The organism is Enterobacter cloacae complex sp. HYC003_NIDB (genome assembly GCF_056673375.1).
In genome coordinates, this window is sequence record NZ_CP114220.1 from 1457270 (window position 1) to 1481556 (window position 24287).

General features: G+C 54.8%; 22 protein-coding genes and 1 tRNA gene. 14 read left to right on the top strand and 9 right to left on the bottom strand.

All coding sequences use genetic code 11. The features are described 5' to 3' along the window. The first annotated feature begins 200 nt into the window (after positions 1–200). Positions 201–1166 (top strand): glucokinase, encoded by a 966-nt coding sequence (gene glk / locus O1722_RS06930; RefSeq protein ID WP_003861352.1) that lies wholly within the window; start codon positions 201–203, stop codon positions 1164–1166. A 35-nt stretch (positions 1167–1201) separates the two neighbouring features. On the opposite strand, the gene O1722_RS06935 is transcribed toward glk, so the two are convergent. Both O1722_RS06935 and O1722_RS06940 read right to left on the bottom strand, forming a co-directional pair. Continuing rightward, positions 1202–1933, bottom strand: a complete 732-nt coding sequence (locus O1722_RS06935) for a LytR/AlgR family response regulator transcription factor (protein ID WP_015572237.1) — start codon at positions 1931–1933, stop codon at positions 1202–1204. A 13-nt stretch (positions 1934–1946) separates the two neighbouring features. After that, positions 1947–3644 carry a sensor histidine kinase gene (locus O1722_RS06940; protein ID WP_033487397.1) on the bottom strand — a complete coding sequence of 566 codons (1698 nt, stop codon included), beginning with the start codon at positions 3642–3644 and terminating at the stop codon, positions 1947–1949. 386 nt (positions 3645–4030) lie between these two features. Between O1722_RS06940 and alaC the strand changes: the two genes are divergently transcribed. Beyond that, positions 4031–5266, top strand: a complete 1236-nt coding sequence (gene alaC / locus O1722_RS06945; RefSeq protein ID WP_017383460.1) for an alanine transaminase — start codon at positions 4031–4033, stop codon at positions 5264–5266. Between the two features lie 55 nt (positions 5267–5321). Here alaC and ypdK read toward each other — a convergent pair whose 3' ends face one another. Further along, positions 5322–5393, bottom strand: coding sequence for a membrane protein YpdK (gene ypdK, locus O1722_RS06950; RefSeq protein WP_099458937.1), 72 nt, complete (start codon positions 5391–5393; stop codon positions 5322–5324). Between the two features lie 359 nt (positions 5394–5752). Next, positions 5753–6673, bottom strand: a complete 921-nt coding sequence (lpxP, locus tag O1722_RS06955; RefSeq protein WP_086524742.1) for a kdo(2)-lipid IV(A) palmitoleoyltransferase — start codon at positions 6671–6673, stop codon at positions 5753–5755. A gap of 268 nt (positions 6674–6941) precedes the next feature. Here lpxP and O1722_RS06960 point away from each other — a divergent pair, with 268 nt between their 5' ends. Beyond that, on the top strand, positions 6942–8321 hold the full coding sequence (locus O1722_RS06960; RefSeq protein WP_033487395.1) for a diguanylate cyclase: 1380 nt from the start codon (positions 6942–6944) through the stop codon (positions 8319–8321). A gap of 13 nt (positions 8322–8334) precedes the next feature. Here O1722_RS06960 and O1722_RS06965 read toward each other — a convergent pair. Beyond that, positions 8335–8406: transfer RNA gene (locus O1722_RS06965), tRNA-Arg, on the bottom strand. Between the two features lie 75 nt (positions 8407–8481). Then, positions 8482–9411, bottom strand: coding sequence for a formate/nitrite transporter family protein (locus O1722_RS06970; RefSeq protein WP_017383457.1), 930 nt, complete (start codon positions 9409–9411; stop codon positions 8482–8484). A 314-nt stretch (positions 9412–9725) separates the two neighbouring features. On the opposite strand from O1722_RS06970, the gene mlaA reads away from it, so the two are divergent. Then, positions 9726–10478: a phospholipid-binding lipoprotein MlaA gene (gene mlaA, locus O1722_RS06975; protein ID WP_003861365.1), complete on the top strand. Its 753-nt coding sequence runs from the start codon at positions 9726–9728 to the stop codon at positions 10476–10478. A gap of 44 nt (positions 10479–10522) precedes the next feature. Here mlaA and fadL read toward each other — a convergent pair whose 3' ends face one another. Continuing rightward, positions 10523–11806 (bottom strand): long-chain fatty acid transporter FadL, encoded by a 1284-nt coding sequence (gene fadL, locus O1722_RS06980; protein WP_032102746.1) that lies wholly within the window; start codon positions 11804–11806, stop codon positions 10523–10525. Positions 11807–12178: 372 nt separating this feature from the next. On the opposite strand from fadL, the gene O1722_RS06985 reads away from it, so the two are divergent. The 4 genes from O1722_RS06985 (at position 12179) to sixA (ending at position 16844) form a co-directional block, all read left to right on the top strand. Beyond that, entirely contained in the window at positions 12179–12463 is a 285-nt protein-coding gene (locus O1722_RS06985; RefSeq protein ID WP_017383455.1) for a YfcZ/YiiS family protein, read from the top strand. 228 nt (positions 12464–12691) lie between these two features. After that, positions 12692–14002 (top strand): acetyl-CoA C-acyltransferase FadI, encoded by a 1311-nt coding sequence (fadI, locus tag O1722_RS06990; RefSeq protein ID WP_033487393.1) that lies wholly within the window; start codon positions 12692–12694, stop codon positions 14000–14002. Then, entirely contained in the window at positions 14002–16149 is a 2148-nt protein-coding gene (fadJ, locus tag O1722_RS06995) for a fatty acid oxidation complex subunit alpha FadJ (RefSeq protein ID WP_017383453.1), read from the top strand. Before fadI ends, fadJ begins: the two co-directional genes overlap by 1 nt. A gap of 209 nt (positions 16150–16358) precedes the next feature. Then, on the top strand, positions 16359–16844 hold the full coding sequence (sixA, locus tag O1722_RS07000) for a phosphohistidine phosphatase SixA (RefSeq protein ID WP_003861375.1): 486 nt from the start codon (positions 16359–16361) through the stop codon (positions 16842–16844). Between the two features lie 46 nt (positions 16845–16890). On the opposite strand, the gene smrB is transcribed toward sixA, so the two are convergent. After that, entirely contained in the window at positions 16891–17442 is a 552-nt protein-coding gene (gene smrB / locus O1722_RS07005) for an endonuclease SmrB (protein ID WP_015572246.1), read from the bottom strand. A 145-nt stretch (positions 17443–17587) separates the two neighbouring features. Here smrB and prmB point away from each other — a divergent pair, with 145 nt between their 5' ends. Genes prmB through O1722_RS07035 form a run of 6 tightly spaced genes read left to right on the top strand, consistent with a single transcriptional unit; the run spans position 17588 to position 22139 of the window. Next, positions 17588–18520, top strand: coding sequence for a 50S ribosomal protein L3 N(5)-glutamine methyltransferase (gene prmB / locus O1722_RS07010; protein ID WP_003861381.1), 933 nt, complete (start codon positions 17588–17590; stop codon positions 18518–18520). A 60-nt stretch (positions 18521–18580) separates the two neighbouring features. Next, positions 18581–19666 carry a chorismate synthase gene (gene aroC / locus O1722_RS07015; RefSeq protein ID WP_015572247.1) on the top strand — a complete coding sequence of 362 codons (1086 nt, stop codon included), beginning with the start codon at positions 18581–18583 and terminating at the stop codon, positions 19664–19666. Between the two features lie 2 nt (positions 19667–19668). Next, positions 19669–20493: a penicillin-insensitive murein endopeptidase gene (gene mepA, locus O1722_RS07020; RefSeq protein WP_015572248.1), complete on the top strand. Its 825-nt coding sequence runs from the start codon at positions 19669–19671 to the stop codon at positions 20491–20493. Further along, positions 20493–21302 (top strand): sulfite exporter TauE/SafE family protein, encoded by an 810-nt coding sequence (locus tag O1722_RS07025; RefSeq protein ID WP_033487392.1) that lies wholly within the window; start codon positions 20493–20495, stop codon positions 21300–21302. The genes mepA and O1722_RS07025 overlap by 1 nt, the downstream gene beginning before the upstream one ends. Next, positions 21302–21847: an elongation factor P hydroxylase gene (locus tag O1722_RS07030; protein WP_003861390.1), complete on the top strand. Its 546-nt coding sequence runs from the start codon at positions 21302–21304 to the stop codon at positions 21845–21847. Before O1722_RS07025 ends, O1722_RS07030 begins: the two co-directional genes overlap by 1 nt. Before the next feature lie 13 nt (positions 21848–21860). Next, on the top strand, positions 21861–22139 hold the full coding sequence (locus tag O1722_RS07035) for a YfcL family protein (protein WP_033487391.1): 279 nt from the start codon (positions 21861–21863) through the stop codon (positions 22137–22139). A gap of 58 nt (positions 22140–22197) precedes the next feature. Here O1722_RS07035 and mnmC read toward each other — a convergent pair whose 3' ends face one another. Next, on the bottom strand, positions 22198–24195 hold the full coding sequence (gene mnmC, locus O1722_RS07040; protein WP_032648976.1) for a bifunctional tRNA (5-methylaminomethyl-2-thiouridine)(34)-methyltransferase MnmC2/FAD-dependent 5-carboxymethylaminomethyl-2-thiouridine(34) oxidoreductase MnmC1: 1998 nt from the start codon (positions 24193–24195) through the stop codon (positions 22198–22200). Between the last annotated feature and the right edge of the window lie 92 nt (positions 24196–24287).

A 24287-nucleotide genomic window follows, 5' to 3' on the forward strand; every position in this document is an offset into this window, starting at 1 on the left:
TTTCCTTGTACAAAACGGCTTAACGTTACTTTGCACAATCAGCATTGTGGCAATAGTGCAAAAGGTGCTGAAACGGTAAAGTTATAATGTGACGAAGATCGATAATCCATGGGCAGTCACCTTCTGGTCGTTGTTGTTATCACGCCTTGAATTTACAGTGTCCCAAAGATTTATTCTGACTTTAGCGGAGCAGTAGAAGAATGACAAAGTATGCTTTGGTAGGTGATGTAGGCGGCACCAACGCGCGCCTTGCCCTGTGCGATGTGAACAGCGGTGAAATTTCTCAGGCGAAAACCTATTCAGGGCTGGATTACCCAAGCCTGGAAGCGGTGGTTCGCGTCTATCTGGAAGAGCATAAAGTGAGCGTTGAAGACGGTTGTATCGCTATCGCCTGTCCGATCACCGGCGATTGGGTGGCGATGACCAACCACACGTGGGCCTTCTCAATTGCCGAAATGCGGAAAAACCTCGGCTTCTCGCACCTTGAAATTATCAACGACTTCACTGCGGTTTCCATGGCTATCCCAATGCTTAAACCAGAGCATCTGATTCAGTTCGGCGGTACGGCCCCGGTTGAAGGCAAACCGATTGCCGTTTATGGCGCAGGCACCGGCCTGGGGGTGGCGCACCTGGTCCACGTCGACAAACGCTGGGTCAGCCTGCCGGGCGAAGGCGGTCACGTGGATTTTGCGCCGAACAGCGAAGAAGAGGGCATTATTCTTGAGGAGCTACGCGCTGAGATTGGGCACGTGTCGGCCGAGCGGGTGCTTTCTGGTCCGGGCCTGGTGAACCTGTATCGGGCGATTGTAAAATCAGACGGTCGTCTGCCGGAAAATCTGCAACCTAAAGATGTGACCGAACGCGCACTGGCCGACAGCTGTATTGACTGCCGCCGTGCTTTGTCGCTGTTCTGCGTCATCATGGGGCGTTTTGGCGGCAACCTGGCGCTGAACCTTGGCACCTTTGGCGGGGTCTATATTGCGGGCGGGATCGTACCGCGCTTCCTCGATTTCTTTACCGCCTCCGGCTTCCGTGGCGGCTTCGAAGACAAAGGCCGCTTCAGGAGTTATGTCCAGGACATTCCTGTTTACCTGATTGTCCACGACAACCCAGGCTTACTGGGCTCCGGGGCGCATCTGCGTCAGGTACTGGGTCAGATCCTCTGATGCTCATTCCCCTCTCCTGCGGGAGAGGGAACGCGCTACAGGTGCATGAGCTGGCGGAACTCTTTCACTCTGCTGCGGCTTACCGGCACCTGAAAATCCAGATCCTTCAGCCGCAAAATATAGGTGTTATTAAACCAGGGTTCGATTTCGCGGATCTTGTTCAGGTTGACGCAGAACGAGCGGTGGCAGCGGAAGAAGTGAGCGGCCGGGAGTTTATTGCAGAATTCGGTGATGTTCATCGCCATGACGTAGGATTCACGCCGCGTATAGACAAACGTCATTTTTTCATGCGCTTCGGCATAGTAAATATCGTCGACAGGCGTGACGATGATTCGTTCGTCCTTCACCAGATTAATCGTGTCGTTTTCCCGCGCTACCGGGCTGGCACTGGCGGGTAATGCCTGCTGCTGCCACGCGGCTTCCAGCTTATGCAGCATGCTGATAATACGCGACTCCTGATACGGCTTCAGAATATAGTCAAACGCCTCAAGCTCGAAGGCTTCCACGGCATGCTCTTTCCACGCGGTGACAAACACAATAAACGGCTTGTGGGCGAACTGATTGATATTTTGCGCCAGCAGGACGCCGTCCAGCGACGGAATATTAATATCGAGGAATATCGCGTCGACCCGGTTATGCTGTAAAAATTTCAGCACGTCCAGACCATCCTCAAAACAGCCAACAATCTCCATCTGGCTGTGGGTTTTGATAAGCCAGCTCAACTCCTGTTGAGCCAGAAATTCATCTTCTACGATGATGACTTTCATCTGTTACTCCGGCCTACGGCAACAAGGATATCGGGGCATTCACGGGCGTTCGCTCATTCGGAACATAAAAGGCAATTTCGGTGCCCGGCTCAAGACGGTGAATATGCAGCCCGTCACCGTACAGCAGTTTGACCCGGTGATGCACATTCAGCAGTCCGATCTTGTTGCCCGGCATTTCGTTTGATTTGACGCGCTCGATGACTTTCGGATCGATGCCGTGCCCGGTATCGCGCACGGCGATGCGCACGCGGTTACCGCTTTCCGTCACGCTAATCGTTACTACGCCTTTGCCTTTACACGGCTGAATACCGTGAACAATGGCGTTTTCCACCAGAGGCTGGATCAGCAGGCTTGGGATCACGCAGCTGACCTCTTCATCAATATCGTAAATGACCGTGAGCTTATCGCCAAAGCGTGCCTGCTCGATGGCGATGTAATCCTTGATTTGATACAGCTCTTTTTTGATGTCGATCTGCTCGTCGTCTTTTAGCTCAATGTTGTAGCGCAGATAGCGCGACAGATTAAATATCAGCTGCCGCGCGGTATCCGGATTCAGACGGATGGAAGAGGAGATAGCGTTCAGCGCGTTAAACAGGAAATGGGGATTGATCTTGCTTTGCAGGGCGCGCAGCTCTGCCTTATTTGCCATCTCGCGCAGCTGCTCTGCACGCGAAACCTCAAGTTGAGTGGAGATAATCTGCGACAGGCCAATCGCCATCTCCTGGAGCGAAGAGGTGATTTGGTGCGCATGGCAGTAGTAAATTTTCAGCGTCCCCGTGACCACGCCTTTTTCCCACAGCGGGATCACCAGCATTGAGTGGATCTCTGGCGTCCGGTGGGCTTCATCATTGTTTTTAATGATGATTTTTCCGTAGTTAATCGCCTGTCTGGTGGTCGGGCTGATGGTATCGTCGCTGTCGCGATAATTGTGCTCCCCGACGCCAACGTAAGCCAGCACGTGGTCAATATTGGTGATGGCGACCGCATCGGCGTGAATATCACGGCGGATGATATCGCAAACCTGACGTAAAGATTCGGCGTTAACGTGTCGGAAAAGCGGCAGCGTCTTGTTGGCGATATCCAGCGCCAGCTTGGCCTGACGCGCGGCGCTGGCCTCTTTTTCGCCCTCCACGCTTTGCACCAGCAGCACGATAAAACCGATACAGACGCTCCCGAGGATCATAGGAATACCGATCTTCGAGACGATATCCAGCCCCAGCGCAACGGTTGGCGCCCAGACGATGACCAGGATCATGGTCAGCGTTTCGCAGACCATCCCCGCGATAATCCCTGCACGCCAGTGCTGCTTTTTCGGGATTTTGCGGTTAATCCAGCCCGAGAGCAGCCCGGCAATAATGCTGGTGATAAAGCAGGGGACTGCCGTCACGCCGCCAATATCAATCAGGTATCGATGGGTGCCGGCGATGATGCCTGTGATAATCCCTACCCAGGGACCAAAGAGGATCCCGCCCGACATGACGGCGATGATGCGCACGTTCACCAGCGAGCCTTCTACCGGCACCCCGGACCAGGTGCTGAACAGGGCAAACATCGAAAAGATAAACGTGACGGCCAGCAGCTCTTTTGGCGAATGGGCAGATTTATGCAACAGTTCGCGGAACAAGCGGATGCGGATAAGGAAAAAGAGACAGATCAGCATTAATGCCGCGCGGTCGAACACCGCCAGGAGCATATTGAAGATTTCGTGCACGGTCAGGCCTGGGAAAACGGGAAAAATCTATGATAGAAAACATAGGGCCTGATGACCAGCTATCCATCAGATTTATCAAATGGGGAAAAACCATAATTATCAAAGGGGATTGCTGGCTTTTGACTGAAAGTCGGTGCTTTTCCGTTTGGGGAGAAACGTCAGGTAACGATACTGAAAATATTGTGTTAAATCGTAGCGCTTAAAACTGCCTGTTCGCGATAAGAGTTCCGCTTTTCACTGCAATCACATTCCCGTTTTAGCGCAAAATATTGTTTTGCCGTTATCCTCTCGACAGCGTCTTTTTCTTCAGGTTATTTTCTAAGCACGCCACACGGGTGGCAGCGTCGCTCGGACGGTCCGGGCGCTAACGTGACTCTGAGGAATCTATGGCTGAATTCAGTCCTGAACGCCGTTTTACGCGTATCGATCGTCTCCCCCCTTATGTTTTCAATATCACTGCTGAACTGAAAATGGCTGCGCGTCGGCGCGGCGAAGACATTATCGATTTCAGTATGGGTAACCCTGACGGCCCAACGCCGCCGCATATCGTTGAGAAACTCTGCACGGTTGCGCAGCGTCCTGATACCCATGGGTATTCCACCTCACGCGGCATTCCACGCTTACGTCGGGCGATCTCCCGCTGGTATCAGGATCGTTATCAGGTCGATATCGATCCTGAAAGTGAAGCGATTGTGACCATTGGCTCCAAAGAGGGGCTGGCCCACCTGATGCTGGCGACGCTGGATCACGGCGATACCGTACTGGTGCCGAATCCGAGCTACCCGATTCACATCTATGGGGCGGTGATTGCCGGCGCGCAGGTGCGTTCTGTCCCGCTGGTGGAAGGCGTCGACTTCTTTAACGAGCTGGAACGGGCGATTCGTGAAAGCTATCCGAAGCCGAAAATGATGATCCTCGGTTTCCCGTCAAACCCAACGGCACAATGCGTTGAACTTGAATTCTTCGAGAAAGTGGTCGCGCTGGCTAAGCGTTACGACGTGCTGGTGGTACACGATCTCGCCTACGCCGATATCGTTTATGATGGCTGGAAAGCGCCGTCAATTATGCAGGTACCGGGTGCCCGCGATGTGGCGGTTGAGTTTTTCACCCTGTCGAAAAGCTACAACATGGCGGGCTGGCGAATTGGTTTTATGGTGGGAAACAAAACGCTGGTGAGCGCCCTGGCGCGTATTAAAAGCTACCATGACTATGGCACCTTTACGCCGTTACAGGTCGCGGCCATCGCGGCGCTGGAAGGGGATCAGCAATGCGTGCTCGATATTGCCGCTCAGTACAAACGCCGCCGTGATGTGCTGGTAAAAGGGCTTCATGAAGCAGGCTGGATGGTGGAAATGCCTAAAGCCTCTATGTACGTCTGGGCGAAAATCCCTGAGCCGTATGCGGCGATGGGCTCTCTGGAATTTGCCAAAAAACTGCTTCAGGACGCGAAGGTTTGCGTCTCTCCAGGCATTGGCTTTGGTGACTACGGTGACACGCACGTGCGTTTCGCGCTGATTGAAAACAGCGACCGTATCCGTCAGGCAGTGCGGGGCATTAAAAGCATGTTCCGCGCGGATGGCCTGCTTGCAGCGAAGAGCGTTGCGGAACAACCCGAGTCGTAACGGACAAAAAAAACAGGCGCCAACGGCGCCTGTTTTTTTGGCTGCATTTTCTTAACTAGATCATCAGAGCAAACGTTCCGGCCCAAACTAAAACAATAACCGAAATGCCCATAAAGAAATATTTCACGTTTCATCGCTCCGCGTATCTTCCGGTACGCATTAAAAAAACAGAGTCCAACTGAGTATAGAGAGTTGAAATCATGCGAAAGGGGAAATCGGAATTATCCCGTGACGTCGCTAACTTCAGCTCTGAATTCTGTGCTTTCCTGTCGCCAGACGGCGCTAATGTACGCCTAAATTTCAGGAGTGACAAGAGGCATTTTTTTAAATAATTTCCTACACTTACGAGTGTCGTGGAACGGCGACAGTTTGATTTCGGTACGCAATAAATGCCTGTTGAGCGACGGTCGAAAAAAGCCGTTACGCACTGCGATTACAGGTGTTTGAAAAGGTTAGTTTCTTAGCGAAACTAACCTTCGAAAGGGGTCAGATATAGAGCGAGGCTTCGCCCAGGGGGCGGGTTTTAAAGCGGCGGTGCATCCACAGATACTGCTCAGGCGCACGCATAATTTCAAACTCAATCACCTTATTGATAAAGGTCGCGGCTTCACTCTCATCTTCAGGATAGTTCGCCATCTCTGGGGAGATATGCAGACGATAGCCTGACTTATCCGCTTTTCTGACCATGGTCACCGTCAACATCGCGGCGCCTGAGAGACGTGAAATCACAAAGGTACCGTTCGTCGTAGCGACATCTTTAACCGCAAAGAAAGGGGCAAAACTGCTGCCTTTAGGACCGTAGTCCTGATCCGGGGCAAACCAGACGGCTTCACCTTTTTTCAGGGCGCCAACCATACCGCGCAGATTGTTACGGCTGATCATCGCCTTATTTGAACGCATGCGGCCCCGCGTTTGTACCCATTCCATAAGCGCGCTGTTATGCGGGCGATAGGTTGCCATCATTGGCTGACAAAGACCCATAACGCGGCCGCCCAGCTCAAGCGACATAAAATGCACACCCACAACCATCACGCCGCGGTTTTGCATCTGGGCACGTTTCAGGTTATCCAGGCCTTCCACGTCAAACCATTTACGGACACGCTCGTCTGGCCAGAACCAGGCCATACCGGTTTCAAGCAGCGCCATACCGATAGATTTAAAGTTTTCCGCAATCAGCGTTTCGCGCTGCCGCGCATTGTAATGCGGAAAGCACAGTTCGAGATTTTTTCGGGCAATGGATTCACGACGCTTAAGAAAGTAACGCGATGCGCTGCCGAGCTTAGAACCCAGGAAACGGATCACGGGATATGGAAGTTGAACCAGCAGCCAAAGTACGCCAAGGCCGAACCATGTAAACCAGTAGCGCGGGTGCAAAAACGCCCGCTGAAATTTGGATTGAGACAAAATAGTGGAACCTTTGTAAAGCCTGGGAAGGTAGCGCAGACTTCGCGATACCACGTGCCATTGAGACCGTAGGACGAGGTCATGGTTGCAGGCTTTACCGTTCTTTACGACGTTGCCTGGCCATTGCTGACTTGGGTGGGCGGCATAATGTAGCACCGTTATACATTATGAGCCATCACTCGTTTTTGTTTAAAAAAGCGGCAATTGCGGAGTGGTTTGATTTTGCTATTGTTAAATCTGCGTTCCCGCATGTCTCCTGAAGGTGCAGACCATGGAAACCTACCTGCAAACGGTGAAAGAAGAGTGGGTGAAGCCGATTAATGAAACCGATCCCGATGTGCATCGGCTTGCGACTGAGCTTGCCAGAGACAACGCAACTCCCCTGGTCGCTGAATTCTATCGTGTTGTGCTGGCAGATCCATCGGCAGCTGAATTCCTGACCACCGAACAGGTGGAGAGGCAGCTTCAGGAGGCGCTTCGTCGCTGGCTTATTGATGTGCTCTCATGCCGTGTGGAACAGGTTGAAGAGCAGATGCGGGCGCAGCAGCGCGCTGCGGATGTTCATGCCCGTATTGGTATTTCGGTTGATTTAGTTGAAATGGGCTTCCGTGTTCTGAAAAAGCTGCTGTTACCTGTCATTACTACCAGCGCCCATTCGCCTGAGGTGAAGCTGCATATTTATCACTACGCGATAAACAGTATCGATCTGGCCATGGAAGTGATGTCGCGGGCCTATGTATTTAGCGAGAACAATGCGGCGAAAGAGGACGAAAATTATCGCATCTTTTCCTTAATGGAGAACGCAGAAGAGGAGAAGGAGAGACAGACCGCGGCGCTGCTGTCATGGGAAATGGTGCTTCTGTATAAGATCACGCTTAATTCCAGTATCGGCAACAGTCTGCCGCTGGGGCAGTCTGAATTTGGACTGTGGTTTAGCCATAAAGGTCGGCACTACTTCAGCGGGATCGCTGAGGCCGGTCATATCTCTCGTCTGATTCAGGAATTCGATGACCTTTTTAACGAGGTCCGTCTTGCAGGGCAGGGTCTGAGTGATAAAGCGCAGCGGGATAAATTCTTGCAGCGAATGCGTAATACCCTCTCGCAAATCATCACGCTTTTGCGCGAACTGTTTGACGAAGTGTCGCGACACGAGGTGGGGGTTGATGTCCTGACCCGCCTGTTGAATCGCCGTTTCCTGCCAACCATCTTCAAACGCGAAATCCTGCACGCCACCCGGGCGGGAACAAAGCTCTCGACGCTGCTGATTGACGTCGACAAATTTAAACAAATCAACGATACCTGGGGGCACAATACCGGGGACGAGATCCTGCGAAAAGTCTCCGGCGCGTTCTACGACAACGTGCGAACCTGTGATTACGTTTTTCGCTACGGCGGCGATGAATTTCTGATTGTGCTAACGGAAATCTCAGAGGTGGACGCGCTGCGAATTGCCGAGCGTATCCGCAGGCGGGTGGAAAAAATCAAGGTTAACTCCCCAACCGGCGATATTATCCCGCTCTCCCTCTCGATAGGCGTTGCGATGTTCAACGGGCATCCCGATTACGAGCGATTGATTCAGGCGGCGGATGAAGCCTTATACGGCGCGAAACGGCGTGGCCGAAACTGCGTGGAGCTTTGGAAGGGGGTGTAAGGAAAGACAGAAGTGTCCCCTGCAGGAATCGAACCTGCAACTAGCCCTTAGGAGGGGCTCGTTATATCCATTTAACTAAGGGGACGAAGCGGCAAGAGTATAGCGTTATTTACACTTTTCGTTAAGCGCATTGCCGCCTGACTGGTCAAAGAGTCACCGTTCACGCCGATTTTTCGGCAGTTTTATCCTTTTTTTCCTGAGCCTTAAGCTCGGCCTTACGCTTGTTGGACATGTCGTTACGGATTTGCGCATGGCTCAGCAGCGCAAAGATAAAGGTCCCGCCACAAATGTTGCCTGCGAGGGTTGGCAGGGCGAACGGCCAGAAAAAGTCGCTCCAGTGGAGTGTGCCGTTAAATACCAGATAAAGGATCTCCACGGTTCCGACAACAATGTGCGTGGTATCGGCGAGTGCGATAAGCCAGGTCATCAGGATAATCACCACGATTTTCGCGCTGCCCGCTGACGGGAACATCCAGACCATAGTGGCGATGATCCAGCCGGAAATTATGGCATTAGAGAACATTTCAACCGGCGTGTTTTTCATCACATCCATGCCAATTTTCACAAATGCGTCGCGGGTCGGTTCATCAAATATTGGCATATACTCGAACGCCCAGGCGGCTATGCCCGTACCGATCAGGTTCCCCAGCAGCACGACGCTCCACAGGCGCATCAGTAAACCGAAATTACCGAGGGTCGGATTTTGCATGACGGGCAGTACGGCAGTGACGGTATTCTCCGTAAAAAGCTGCTGTCGCGCCATAATGACGATAATAAAGCCGAACGTGTAGCCTAAATTTTCCAGCAAAAACCCGCCCGGTACGCCTTCCAGCTGAACGTGAAATATCCCTTTGGCGAGCAGAGAGGCACCCATCGACAGACCGGCTGCAATGGCTGACCACAGCAGGGCCATCGCGTCGCGCTCCATCTCTTTTTCCCCGTCCTGGCGAATATGCTCATGAATAGCCATGGCGCGCGACGGCAGGCGATCTTCATCGACTTCTATCTCTTCTCCCCGGTCTTTCTCCTCGCTTTCAATCTCATGTTCCTCTTTGCTTTCACCAATTTTCTCTTCGCTAATGTCTTTCATAACAGCTCCTTCGGGGTAATTGCTCATTTAAGCGTAGCGGCTTTTAGCGCTTTCCCCGTGGGGATGCTCTTAAATTGCTGAAAATGGCAATAAAGGTGAGACATCTCTTTCAAAGCCAATATAAAATTGCCAGCGAAACGAATTCCGAAAGACAGGCTATGCTGAAATTAGCGTGATGACGCGAGCGGGTCGTCATTGTCCTCGTAGACATCGGTAAGCGTGCTGTTACAATCACTTGCACGTTTCAGGCGGAGCATCTCAGGCTCCGTCACAGATGGCATTCAACGATAGCCATATTGAACAGGGAGAAATTTATGAAGCTTCGGCTGTCGGCGCTTGCGCTGGGCGTAACAATGCTTGTGGGCTGCGCCAGCTCTGGCGAGCAAACGGGACGCTCCGATCCTCTCGAAGGATTTAACCGTTCAATGTACAGCTTTAACTATAATGTGCTGGATCCATATCTGGTTCGTCCGGTTGCCGTGGCATGGCGTGACTATGTTCCGCAGCCGGCGCGTAACGGGCTGAGCAACTTTACCAGTAACCTGGAAGAGCCAGCGGTTATGGTCAACTACTTCCTTCAGGGCGACCCGTATCAGGGGATGGTGCATTTCACCCGCTTCTTCCTGAACTCCCTGCTGGGTATGGGCGGCTTAATTGATGTCGCAGGCATGGCGAACCCGAAATTACAGCGTGAACAGCCGCACCGTTTCGGCAGCACGCTGGGTCATTATGGCGTAGGTTATGGTCCGTATGTGCACCTGCCATTCTACGGCAGCTTTACCGTGCGTGATGATGGCGGCGACATGGTGGATACGCTGTATCCTGTACTGTCATGGCTCACCTGGCCGCTGTCTATTGGTAAATGGACCGTGGAAGGAATTGAAACGCGTGCGCAACTGCTGGATTCTGATGGTCTGCTGCGTCAGTCTTCCGATCCGTACATCATGGTCCGCGAGGCCTACTTCCAGAACCATGACTTTATTGCCAACGGCGGTAAGCTGAAGCCGGAAGATAATCCGAACGCGAAAGCCATCGAGAACGAATTAAAAGATATCGATTCGGAATAAATAAAAAAGGTGAGCAATGCTCACCTTTTTTAATCGTGTTGGGATTAGAACGCGTAGTTGAAGTTGGTACCAAACAGCCAGGCTTTACCTTCAGAGGTAAACTCGTACGGGCCTTCCTGGAAGGTCACCTTCTGGCCATGCATGTACGACACGCCCGCGTCGATAGAGGCATTCTCGTTGAACGCGTAGGTTGCCCCCGCACTCACCCAGAAACGGTCCTGATCCGGAATAGAGATAGAACGTTTATCGGCCGGTACCGGGCTGTCATCAAATGCCACGCCGGTACGGAACGTCCAGTTATCATCCATATAATAGGTCGTACCAAGCGCGATACGGTATGCATCGTGGAAGCTTTCGTCTTTATAGAACAGCGTCTGGCCGTTGCTGCCGGTGGCTTTAAGCTCCTCGAACTGGCTCCAGCTGGTATACGCGAGGCTGTAGTGAATTGCCCACTGCGGCGCAACGCGGTTATAACCTGACACTTCCCACATTTCTGGCAGATGCAGCGACAGTGAACCCGGTACGGTTTGATTCGAGGTACCCCATGGAATGGTGGTGCCCGCGCCTGGGACCATACCGTTGACTGGGCTCAGGATGCCGCTTTTGTAATCGCCATCGAAATCAATTTTCACTTCTGAGCGATAGGTCAGACCCCAGCGGTTGTTTTTATCCAGTTCATACAGGATACCGGCGTTCCAGCCGTAACCCCATTCATCACCTTTCAGGCTGGCAATTTTATTGCTGTTTTTCGGCAGTGCAGCAGTTTGCTCCCCGGAGTAACGCTCGATTTTTGCATCGGCGTAGACAGCATCAAAGCCCAGACCAAAGCTCCAGTTATCGTTCAGACGATATGCGCCGCTCAGGTTGAGGTTCAGGGTCGTCAGGTCGGTTTTACCGCCGTATTCCCCGGCCGGATAGTTGTTATTGAACTCCGTTGCCAGGCCATAGTTAGAGGTGACAGAGGCACCCCAACCAAACTGTTCATTGATTGGCGCAACAAAGTGCAGGTTAGGCACCCACGCGGTCGGCGCAATGTTATCCGCCTTCAGATCTGCGCCGGTGAACTGAGATTTGCCAGAAATGTTGACATCAGGATCGATGTAAACCGCACCGGCAGAGAAGGTAGGGCGATCAAACATCATGATCAGTGCCGGGTTACGACTCGCGTTGCCTGCGTCATCGGCAATCGCACCTTCCCCGGAATACGCACGGCCAAGGCCAGAGGAAGAAAATTCGTTTAACTGGAAGCCCGCTGACCAGGCGGACGTTGAGACGATTGCCACTGCAACTGCTAAAGCAGTTTGTTTGAACAGGGTTTTCTGGCTCATGACCATAACCTCATTGAGTTATTTTTATTCAATAATTGTTACATACCGTAACAGGAGCGCGAAGTGTAGGGTCTGAGGTATGACTTACAAATCAGACCAGTGGCGAGAGTATAGGTCTGACCAGCTGGGATGTTGCAAGTTTGTTTATTAATATTTTCAGATATGTTTCTTGAAACGAGATCTGGTTGGCAAAATTGTGACCAGTGCGATTCCTCTGAAAAGGGGAATTTTGTTTTAGATCATTTTTTAGTGTGATATTGCTCACTTATCCGATTTTGCGCCATTAACGGCTGGAGGGGGCTCGTCCGGGGGCGTAAAATAGACGCATCGTGTTTATCTCGCGCCCTGCGCGAATACAGAGGAAATTGAGCTATGAGTAAATGCAGTGCTGATGAAACCCCGGTTTGCTGCTGTATGGATGTTGGCACCATTATGGACAACACCGATTGCACCGCCTCTTACAGCCGCGTATTCCCTAACCGCGCTGAAGCGGAAGAGACGCTGGCCGCGCTGAGCCAGCGCGCGCGTGAAGTCGAATCCGATCCGTGTGAAATCAAATCCACCTTCACGGAAGTGGAAGGCGGCGTGCGGCTGGATATCGACTTTGTGTTCGCCTGCGAAGCAGAAACGCTGATCTTCCAGCTGGGCCTGCGTTAATACTTTTTGCACGGGCCTATGATCGTGTAGGCCGGGTAAGGCAACGCCGCAACCCGGCAACAAATCTCACAAATGCCTCTGCCATGCAGGGGCATTTTCTTTTTCTTCTCTGTGCCTTAGCTCGCAATTTTTCGCTTCCCCGATTGGCTCAATGTAAAAAAATAGTTAAGACTATTATCAGGTCAGACCACTTAATGTGTGCGCAAAATTTTTTTACAGGGGAGTGTTATGAGTCAGGCATTACCGCTTATCACCCGACACGGTGACCGCATTGCCATTGTCAGCGGGTTACGTACGCCGTTTGCGCGTCAGGCAACCGCGTTTCACGGTATACCGGCTGTCGATCTGGGAAAAATGGTGGTGGGGGAGATGCTGGCTCGCAGCGAGATCCCGCCAGAGGTTATTGAGCAACTGGTTTTCGGCCAGGTGGTGCAAATGCCGGAAGCGCCCAATATCGCACGTGAAATCGTGCTGGGCACCGGCATGAATGTTCACACCGACGCATACAGCGTCAGCCGCGCCTGCGCCACCAGTTTCCAGGCGGTGGCGAACGTGGCGGAAAGCCTGATGGCGGGGACCATTCGCGCGGGGATCGCCGGCGGCGCGGATTCCTCATCCGTGCTGCCCATCGGTGTGAGCAAACAGCTGGCCCGCATCCTCGTGGATGCCAACAAAGCCCGGACCACCGGTGCGAAGCTCAAACTCTTCTCGCGTTTACGTCTGCGCGACCTCATGCCCGTGCCACCTGCCGTTGCTGAATACTCCACCGGCCTGCGTATGGGCGACACTGCCGAGCAGATGGCAAAAACCTACGGTATTACCCGCGAACAGCAGGATGCACTGGCGCATCGCTCGCATCAGCTCGCTGCGAAGGCCTGGTCGGAAGGCAAACTTGCCGACGAGGTGATGACGGCTTACATCCCGCCTTTCCGCGAACCGCTGGTGGAAGATAACAATATCCGTGGCACCTCGACGCTGGAGGATTACGCAAAACTGCGCCCGGCGTTTGATCGTAAACATGGCACCGTTACGGCGGCCAACAGTACGCCACTGACGGACGGTGCCGCCGCCGTGATCCTGATGACGGAATCCCGGGCGAAAGAGCTTGGCATCCCACCGCTGGGCTATTTGCGTAGCTACGCCTTTACCGCCATTGATGTCTGGCAGGACATGCTGCTCGGTCCGGCCTGGTCCACGCCGCTGGCGCTGGAGCGTGCGGGGTTGACGCTGGCTGACTTAACCCTGATCGATATGCACGAAGCCTTTGCCGCACAAACCCTGGCAAACATTCAGCTGCTGGCAAGCGAGCGCTTCGCGCGCGATGTACTGGGCCGCGCCCACGCGACCGGCGAAGTGGATCAGAGTAAGTTTAACGTGCTTGGCGGATCCATCGCCTACGGCCATCCATTTGCGGCGACCGGCGCGAGAATGATAACTCAGACTTTGCACGAGCTGCGTCGCCGCGGCGGCGGTTTTGGTCTCGTTACCGCCTGTGCGGCGGGCGGCCTGGGTGCAGCAATGGTTCTGGAGGCTGAATAATGGAAACGACATCTGCATTTAATCTGGCTGTTCGCCTTGATAACGTGGCTGTTATCACCATTGATGTACCCGACGAAAAGATGAACACCCTGAAGGCCGAGTTCGGCGTTCAGGTGCGTGCGATGCTCAGACAGATCCGCGAAAACAAAGCGATACGTGGCCTGGTATTTATCTCGGCAAAGCCGGATAACTTTATTGCCGGGGCCGATATCAACATGATTGCCCGGGCGAAAAGCGCTCAGGAAGCAGAAGACCTGGCCCGTCAGGGGCAGCAGGTAATGGCGGAGATCCATGCGCTGTCGATACCCGTTGTCGCTGCGATCCACGGGGCCTGCCTGGGCGGTGGGCTTGAGCTGGCGCTGGCCTGTCACAGCCGAATTTGTACCGACGATGCGAAAACCGTACTCGGACTGCCGGAGGTACAGCTTGGATTGCTGCCCGGTTCAGGTGGCACGCAGCGCCTGCCGCGTCTGGTGGGCGTCAGTACGGCGCTGGAGATGATTTTAACCGGTAAACAGCTGCGCGCCCGTCAGGCGTTAAAGGCGGGTCTGGTTGATGAGGTCGTTCCGCACGCCATCTTGCTTGAGGCCGCCGTTGAGCGGGCGCTGAAAGGTCGTCAGGCGAAACGCCCTCTGCCGGTGCGCGAGCGTATCCTCGCCGGGCCGCTGGGGCGCACGCTGCTGTTCAATATGGTGGGTAAAAAAACCGAGCAAAAAACCAAAGGGAACTATCCGGCAGCGACGCGCATTCTGAAGGTGATTGAAACCGGTTTATCGCAGGGCAGCAGCAGCGGTTATGCTGCGGAAGCGAAAGCCTTTGGTGAGCTGGCGATGACGCCGCAATCGCAGGCGCTGCGCGGCATTTTCTTTGCCAGCACGGAGGTTAAAAAAGATCCGGGCAGTGAAGCTGAACCGGCTCCGCTGCGCGCCGTTGGCGTTCTGGGTGGTGGGCTGATGGGCGGCGGCATCGCATTTGTCACCGCCAGCAAAGGCAAATTGCCCGTACGTATCAAAGATATCAACCCTAAGGGTATCAACCACGCGTTGCAGTACAGCTGGCAGAACCTTGATCGCAAAGTGAAGCGCCGCCATATCAAGGCCAGTGAGCGTGATAAAACCCTCTCGATGATCACTGGCGCCACCGACTACAGTGGGTTTGCACACCGCGATCTGGTGATTGAAGCCGTGTTCGAAGATCTCGCCCTTAAGCAGCAGATGGTGGCGGACGTTGAACAGCATTGCGCGCCGCACACTATTTTCGCGTCAAACACCTCGTCTTTGCCGATCGGCGACATCGCGGCGAAAGCCGTGCGCCCGGAGCAGGTGATAGGGCTGCACTATTTCAGCCCTGTAGAAAAAATGCCGCTGGTGGAGGTTATCCCGCATGCCACAACCAGCCCGCAAACTATTGCCACCGTGGTGAAACTGGCGAAAAAACAGGGCAAAACCCCGATTGTGGTCGCGGACAAAGCCGGCTTCTACGTCAACCGCATTCTGGCGCCGTACATTAACGAAGCGATGCGGTTGCTGACGGAAGGGGAGAAAATTGAGCACGTCGATGACGCTCTGGTGAAGTTTGGTTTCCCCGTCGGCCCAATCCAACTTTTGGATGAGGTAGGAATTGATACGGGGACTAAAATTATCCCTGTGCTGGAAGCGGCTTATGGCGATCGTTTTGCGCCGCCTGCAAACTTTGTTTCCGCAATTTTGAAGGACGATCGCAAAGGCAGAAAAAATGAACGCGGTTTCTATCTTTACGCCGCGAAAGGGCGTAAAAGCAAGAAACAGGTCGACCCTTCAGTTTATGCGCTTATTCCTGTCACGGGTCAGGGAAAACTGTCGGCGGTTCAGTGTGCTGAGCGCTGCGTGATGATGATGCTCAATGAAGCGGCGCGCTGCTTTGGTGAGCAGGTGATCAAAAGCGCGCGCGACGGCGACATCGGCGCCGTGTTTGGTATCGGTTTTCCGCCATTCCTTGGCGGTCCGTTCCGGTATATGGATACCCTCGGGGCGGGTGAAGTGGTTGCGATCCTGCAACGTCTGGCCTCGCAATATGGCCCACGGTTTACACCTTGTGACGAATTATTGCAGATGGCGGAACGGGGTCAGACATTCTGGCCCGCAAGGGAAACTGATTGCGTAAACTGAAGTCAAAGAAGGGTAAATCCTGAGGTGATGGAACCTGTTCTGGCGAAATTGTAAACAGAGATTGACTATACTTACGCCATTGAGGTAAAAAACAGCGTTTCATTCACCGAATGGATCAGGCACAATGCCCGGCCATCGGGTTTTCTACCTCAGAGCATTAATCGCGGGTAGTTAACGCCGGTGATTCTGGTTAACAAAAGCGGTGCAATATGCAAGTTTTTATCATGCGTCACGGCGACGCGGCACTCGATGCCGCCAGTGACTCAGTACGTCCTTTAACCGTCTGTGGCTGCGACGAATCCCGTCAGATGGCGACATGGCTTAAAGGTCAAAAAGTGGACATTGAACGCGTTCTGGTGAGTCCGTTCCTGCGGGCAGAACAGACGCTGGATGTGGTAGGAGAGTGTATGAACCTGCCATCCAGTGTGGATGTTCTCCCTGAACTCACGCCGTGTGGCGATGTTGGCCTTGTCAGTGCTTACCTTCAGGCGCTGTGCAATGAAGGTGTCGCTTCCGCACTGGTCATTTCCCACCTGCCGCTGGTCGGCTATCTGGTATCTGAGCTGTGCCCGGGCGAAACGCCACCGATGTTCACAACGTCCGCCATTGCCAACGTCACCCTCGACGAAACCGGCAAAGGGGTCTTTAACTGGCAAATGAGTCCGTGCAACCTGAAGATGGCAAAAGCCATCTGACGTGACGTGCGATATGGCGGGGTGCAGCGTGCCTCCCGCCATCCTGTCAGGGCAATTCTGGCGGCTGCCACTCCTCGACCTCAATCAATACCAGCAATGCGGCATCTCCGCCGTACTCTTTTGGCGCCTGATGAAAAGCCATCACGTGTGGATGCTGAGCCAGCCACAGCGGTGTCTGTTGCTTAAGAATATGTTTGCCGTGGCCGTGCATCACGCAGGCGCAAAAAACATGCTCGCGACGACATGCCGCGATCAACGCCCCCAGCTCCTGTTTCGCCTGCATCTGGGTCAACCCATGCAGATCGAGGAACAGCTCCGGCGAATAATCTCCCCGGCGTAATTTTTTCAGTTCAAAATGGCTGACGTCTTCGCGCACGTATTTCACCGCACCCTGGGTATTTAGCAGCGGCTGAAACTCATCTGAAAAATAGTGGCTGTTATCGGCCTGCTCCTGGAGCAACCGTTTGACCGGTACCTCGCTGACTTTTTTACGCTGCGGGCGATGGACAATGGTGTCGTGCGTGATTTGACGCGTCCCGGTCATCAGCTGGCGGAATAGAGCCTGATCCTCCTCGCTGAGCGATGTTTTCTTTTTCATTCGTCATTCTCATCTCGTATTTCCGATAGTGTACCCGACTAAACGCATTTTTTAACCTCAAGCGGTACGCGTCATTGCTGATTTATCGCCGTCTTCATGGCAAACTAGCCGCCGAAAATTATGCGAGCATGCCCTGGAGGAAAGAGTGGATAAAATTTTTGTCGATGAAGCAGTAAACGAGCTGCATACCATACAGGACATGTTGCGCTGGTCGGTTAGCCGCTTCAGCGCCGCCAATATCTGGTACGGACACGGTACCGACAACCCGTGGGATGAGGCCGTGCAGCTGGTGCTGCCGTCTCTCTACCTGCCGCTGGATATTCCGGAAGACATGCGCACCGCGCGCCTGACCTCCAGTGAAAAACACCGCATCGTTGAGCGCGTGATCCGTCGCGTAAACGAGCGCATTCCGGTGGCTTACCTGACCAACAAAGCCTGGTTCTGCGGCCACGAATTCTACGTTGATGAGCGCGTGCTGGTGCCGCGTTCGCCGATTGGCGAGCTGATCAACAACCATTTTGACGGCCTGATTAACCATCAGCCGCAGCACATTCTTGATATGTGCACCGGCAGCGGCTGCATCGCCATTGCCTGCGCGTACGCCTTCCCGGAAGCGGAAGTGGACGCCGTCGATATCTCCACCGACGCGCTGGCCGTCACCGAACACAACATTGAAGAGCACGGGCTGATTCATCACGTCACGCCTATCCGCTCTGACCTGTTCCGCGACCTGCCGACGCTGCAATACGACCTGATCGTCACCAATCCGCCGTACGTGGATGCAGAAGATATGTCCGACCTGCCGAACGAGTATCGTCACGAGCCGGAGCTGGGCCTGGCGTCAGGTTCTGACGGGCTGAAGCTGACCCGCCGCATCCTGGCCTGCGCGCCGGATTATCTGACCGACGACGGCGTTCTGATTTGTGAAGTAGGCAACAGCATGGTACATCTGATAGAGCAGTACCCGGATGTGCCGTTCACCTGGCTTGAGTTCGACAACGGCGGTGACGGCGTCTTTATGCTGACCAAGGCGCAACTGCTTGATGCACGCGAATACTTCAGCATTTACAAAGATTAATCCAGCGGGCTTCGGCCCGTTTCACAACGCTCAAACACAAACAACAACATCGGAGCCGTGATGGCAGGAAACAGTATTGGACAGGTATTCCGTGTGACCACCTTTGGCGAGTCGCACGGTCTGGCACTGGGTTGTATCGTTGATGGCGTCCCGCCAGGCATCGAACTGACCGAAGCCGATTTACAGCATGACCTTGACCGTCGTCGTCCGGGTACCTCTCGCTACACCACGCAGCGTCGCGAGCCGGACCAGGTCAAAATTCTCTCCGGCGTATTTGAAGGCCGTACCACAGGGACCAGCATTGGTCTGCTGATTGAAAACACCGATCAGCGTTCTCAGGACTACGGCGCGATTAAGGACGTTTTCCGTCCTGGTCACGCCGACTATACCTACGAACAAAAATATGGCTTTCGCGACTATCGCGGCGGCGGGCGTTCTTCCGCGCGTGAAACCGCGATGCGCGTGGCGGCAGGGGCAATTGCCAAAAAATATCTCCAGCAGAAATTCGGCATCGTTATCCGCGGCTGTCTGTCCCAGATGGGCGACATTCCGCTGGCAATCAAAGACTGGGATCAGGTAGAGCTCAACCCGTTCTTCTGCGCCGATGCCGACAAGCTGGACGCGCTGGATGAGCTGATGCGTGGCCTGAAAAAAGAGGGCGACTCCATTGGTGCGAAAGTCACCGTGGTGGCCGACGGCGTGCCGGCTGGCTGGGGCGAGCCGGTATTTGACCGCCTTGACGCCGACATCGCCCACGCGCTGATGAGCATCAACGCGGTGAAAGGCGTCGAAATCGGCGACGGTTTTGACGTGGTCAAGCTTCGCGGCAGCCAGAACCGCGACGAAATCACGAAGGCGGGTTTCCAGAGCAACCATGCGGGCGGCATTCTGGGCGGCATCAGCAGCGGGCAGCAAATTATTGCCAATATCGCGCTGAAACCAACGTCCAGCATTACCGTCCCGGGCCACACGATTAACCGCGCTGGCGATGAAGTTGAGATGATCACCAAAGGGCGTCACGATCCGTGCGTGGGGATCCGCGCGGTGCCGATCGCAGAAGCGATGCTGGCGATCGTGCTGATGGATCACTTCCTGCGCCAGCGCGCGCAGAATGCGGATGTGACGACCACCATTCCACGCTGGTAACTATGAAAAAAACTGCAATCGCTCTGCTGGCGCTGCTGGCCAGTGGAGCAAGCCTGGCCGCTACGCCGTGGCAGAAAATCACCCACCCGGTAGCGGGGAGCGCGCAGTCCATTGGCGCTTTCTCCAACGGGTGTATCGTCGGTGCGCAGGCGCTGCCGTTGCAGTCGGATACTTATCAGGTGATGCGTACCGATCAGCGCCGTTATTTCGGCCATCCTGACCTGCTGCTGTTTATTCAGCGTCTTGGCAACCAGGTGCATAACCTGGGGCTGGGGACGGTGCTGATTGGCGATATGGGGATGCCTGCCGGTGGTCGCTTCAACGGCGGTCACGCCAGCCACCAGACCGGACTGGATGTGGATATCTTCCTGCAATTGCCGAAAACGCGCTGGAGCTCAGCGCAGCTGCTGAAACCGCAGGCGCTGGATCTGGTCTCGGCCGACGGTAAACGGGTCGTCGCCTCGCGATGGTCGCCGGAAATTTCCAGCATGATTAAGCTGGCGGCAGAGGATAACGACGTCACGCGGATCTTTGTTAATCCGGCCATCAAGCAGCAGCTTTGCCTGGATGCGGGAACGGATCGCGACTGGTTGCGTAAAGTGCGCCCTTGGTTCCAGCACCGGGCGCATATGCATGTTCGCCTGCGCTGTCCGGCGAACAGCCTGGAATGTGAAGATCAGCCGCTGCCACCGCCTGGCGATGGTTGTGGTTACGAACTGCAAAGCTGGTTTGAACCAGCCAAGCCTGGAACCTCTAAGCCTGAGAAGAAGACACCGCCTCCGTTGCCGCCTTCCTGCCAGGCGCTACTGGATGAGCATGTACTTTAATGGATAATTTCGTCGATCTGTTCATGGTGTCACCGCTGCTGCTGGCGGTGCTCTTTTTTGTTGCGATTTTAGCCGGATTTATCGATGCCCTGGCGGGCGGCGGCGGGTTGCTCACCGTTCCGGCGCTGCTGGCGGCAGGCATGAGCCCTGCCCAGGCGCTTGCCACCAACAAACTCCAGGCATGCGGCGGTTCGCTCTCCTCGTCGCTCTATTTCATCCGGCGCAAAGTGGTGAATCTCGCCGATCAGAAGCTCAATATCCTGATGACGTTTATTGGCTCAACGGCGGGTGCGCTGCTGGTCCAGCACGTACAGTCCGACATTCTGCGCCAGATCCTGCCGCTGCTGGTTATCTGTATCGGCCTCTATTTCCTGCTGATGCCAAAGCTCGGGGAAGAAGATCGACAGCGTCGTCTTCACGGCCTGCCGTTTGCGCTGATTGCCGGTGGCTGCGTCGGTTTTTACGATGGCTTCTTTGGCCCGGGGGCAGGTTCGTTTTATGCGCTGGCATTCGTGACGCTGGCCGGATTCAACCTCGCCAAATCCACCGCCCACGCCAAAGTCCTCAACGCGACCTCCAACGTTGGCGGTCTGCTGCTGTTTATCATTGGCGGCAAGGTTATCTGGGCAACCGGGTTTGTGATGATGGCAGGGCAGTTTTTGGGCGCGCGCGCAGGCTCGCGTCTGGTATTAAGCAAAGGACAAAAGCTGATCCGCCCGATGATTGTTGTCGTCTCGGCGGTGATGAGCGCCAAACTTCTTTATGACAGCCATGGACAGGAGATCCTCACCTGGTTGGGGATGAACTAATGAACAGTACGCATAACTACGAACAGCTGATTGAGATCTTCGATAGCTGTTTCGCTGATGATTTTAATACCCGTCTGATTAAAGGCGACGACGAACCGATCTATCTTCCAGCTGATGACGAGGTTCCGTATAACCGCATCATCTTTGCCCACGGCTTTTACGCCAGCGGTTTGCACGAAATTTCGCACTGGTGTATCGCCGGGAAAGCGCGTCGCGAGCTGGTGGACTTTGGTTACTGGTACTGCCCGGACGGGCGCGACGCCGCCACCCAGGGGCAGTTCGAAGATGTGGAGGTGAAACCTCAGGCGCTCGAATGGCTGTTCTGCGTAGCGGCGGGTTTCCCGTTCAACGTAAGCTGTGACAATCTCGAAGGCGACTTCGAGCCAGACCGTATCGTCTTCCAGCGCCGCGTTCATGCGCAGGTGATGGAATATCTTGAGAAAGGCATCCCGGCACGTCCGGCACGCTTGATCGAGGCTTTACAGAATTATTACCACACGCCGGAGATCACGGCGGAATGCTTCCCTTGGCCGGAAGATCTTTAACAGAGGAAAGAAGATGATCGCAGAATTTGAATCACGCATTCTGGCGTTAATTGATGACATGGTGGAACACGCCAGTGATGATGAGCTGTTCGCCAGCGGTTATCTGCGTGGTCACCTGACGCTGGCGATAGCCGCGCTGGAAGCCGGGGACGATCACTCTGCCGACGCCGTTCACGCGGAAGTCACTCGCAGCCTGGAAAAAGCCATTCTGGCCGGGGAACTCTCTCCGCGCGACCAGTCTTTAGTGCTGGGCATGTGGGACAATTTGTTCCAGCAGGCGAAAGCGAAGTAAGTGTATCACCGCCCTCTCCCACAGGGAGAGGGCCGGGGTGAGGGCACCAGACCGCACCCTACTTGACCATTTTCCCCTTCAGCAATTTCCGCACCCACAGTCGGTTTGGATTCAGCCCCGCGAGCGTAACCCTGTCCAGCGGAACCGGCTCGTCGCTCATTTGCGCGGCTAACGCTTCAGCCAGCAGCGGCGCGGAGCATAATCCCCGCGAGCCTAAGCCACCCAGCATAAACAGCTCGGGGTGAACGGGAGCACTTACCGCCGTTTCTTTGTTGTCAGCAAGATCCTGATAGACTTCAAGCGTGGCGTCATAGTCCGGCACGTTTCCCGCCATCGGCAGGTGATCGCGGGTCGCGCAGCGTACGCCGCAGCGCGCCTGACCCTCACCGACATTCACCTCTTTTGCCCACGACGCATCCGGGAAACAGTCGAGCAGGCGCTGGCGGTTTTGCTGCTGATCCGCTTCGCTGTACTGCATATCTGTTTCACCGCGATGGTAGCTGGCACCGATGCAGTGATGGCCGTTGGACGGGTTTTGCGGCGTCAGGTAGCCGTCGTAACACAGCACCTGACGCAGTTTGCTCAGTTGGGGGGCGGCAGGAATATGGCTTACCTGGCCGCCGACCGGATAAACCGGCAATGACGCTGTCTGGGTAAACTGGCTGATATGATGCCCGTTGGCCAGCACAACGCTGGCATGCTGCGCCTCTTTGCCGTTAGCGAAACGCAAATTCCAGTGCGCAGTGCGGCTTAGCGATTGAACCTTATGGGCATAATGCACTGTCAACCCACGCGACTGCCCGAGGGCTATCGCCGCAGAAGTCAGTTCAGCCGGACACAGCCAGCCGCCGAGTGGATACTGAATACCCCCGCAGCCGGTGTCGACGCCAGCGGTCTCTGCAACCTGCTGCGCCGTGACGGCATGGGCGATGGCCTCCGGCAGACCCAGCGACAACATTTGTGTGATTTTCTGCTGGCTCTTCTCGTCCCAGCCGAGCTGCGTCACGCCGCACCAGTTGTGGTCGAACGCAACCGGCAGGCTATCGTAAAGGCGGCGAGCAAACGTAAACGCCGCCGGGAAGAACTGGAACAGTGCCGGATCGTGTGAACTTAATAAGGGATAAAGCGCGCCCTGACGGTTGCCTGATGCGCCCGTCGCCGGCGCCTCGTCAGCGCAGTAGAGCGTCACCTGCCAGCCACGGTGCAGCAGCGCCAGCGAGAGCAGGGCGCTGGCGATACCCCCGCCCACAATGGCGACCTCACGCGAGGTGCTGGCGCGACGGGCAAACCAGGGGGCCTGCGCCGGGATCGCCAGATCCTGTTCCATCACCCCGACCAGCATGTCGCGTTTGCGGCCAAAGCCTTTGGTTTTCCTCATGGTAAACCCCGCCTCCTGCAACCCACGGCGAACAAATCCCGCCGAGGTGAAGGTGGCAAGCGTTGCGCCCGGGCGCGCCAGACGTGCCATGGCGCTGAACAGGTGCGGGCTCCACATGTCCGGGTTTTTGGCGGGCGCAAAACCATCCAGGAACCAGGCGTCCACCTTCTGATTCATTGAGTCATCAAGCTTATCGGTCAGGTCGTTAATGTCGCCCAGCCACAGGTCGAGGGTGACGCGTCCGTCGTCCAGAATCAGACGATGACAGCCACCGATAGCCGGAGGCCACTGGGCCTGAAGCTGTTCCGCCCAGTGGGTAAGCTCCGGCCAGCGCTGATGGGCAAGCCGCAGATCGTGCGCGGTAAGCGGAAATTTTTCGAAACTGATGAAATGTAATCTTTGTAAGGTAGCCTCGGGGTGTGCAGTGCGAAACTGGTCGAACGCCTGCCAGAGGGTCAGAAAATTCAGCCCGGTGCCGAAACCGCTCTCCGCTACGACAAACAGGCTGCGCGGATGCTCAGGGAAGCGGGTGCTGAGATGATTTCCTTCGAGGAAAACATAGCGCGTCTCTTCCAGTCCGTTATCATTAGAAAAGTAGACGTCATCAAAATCTCGGGAAACAGGTGTACCCTCAGCGTTGAATTCGAGGTTGGCAGGTTGTATGGCGTTTTGTTTCACGTAAGTTACTCGTCCGACAGGCAGTGGCACGATCTTAGCGATGTGAGCCCATCGGTGCAAATTTCCACAGAAAATGGCTGATCGGACTTGTT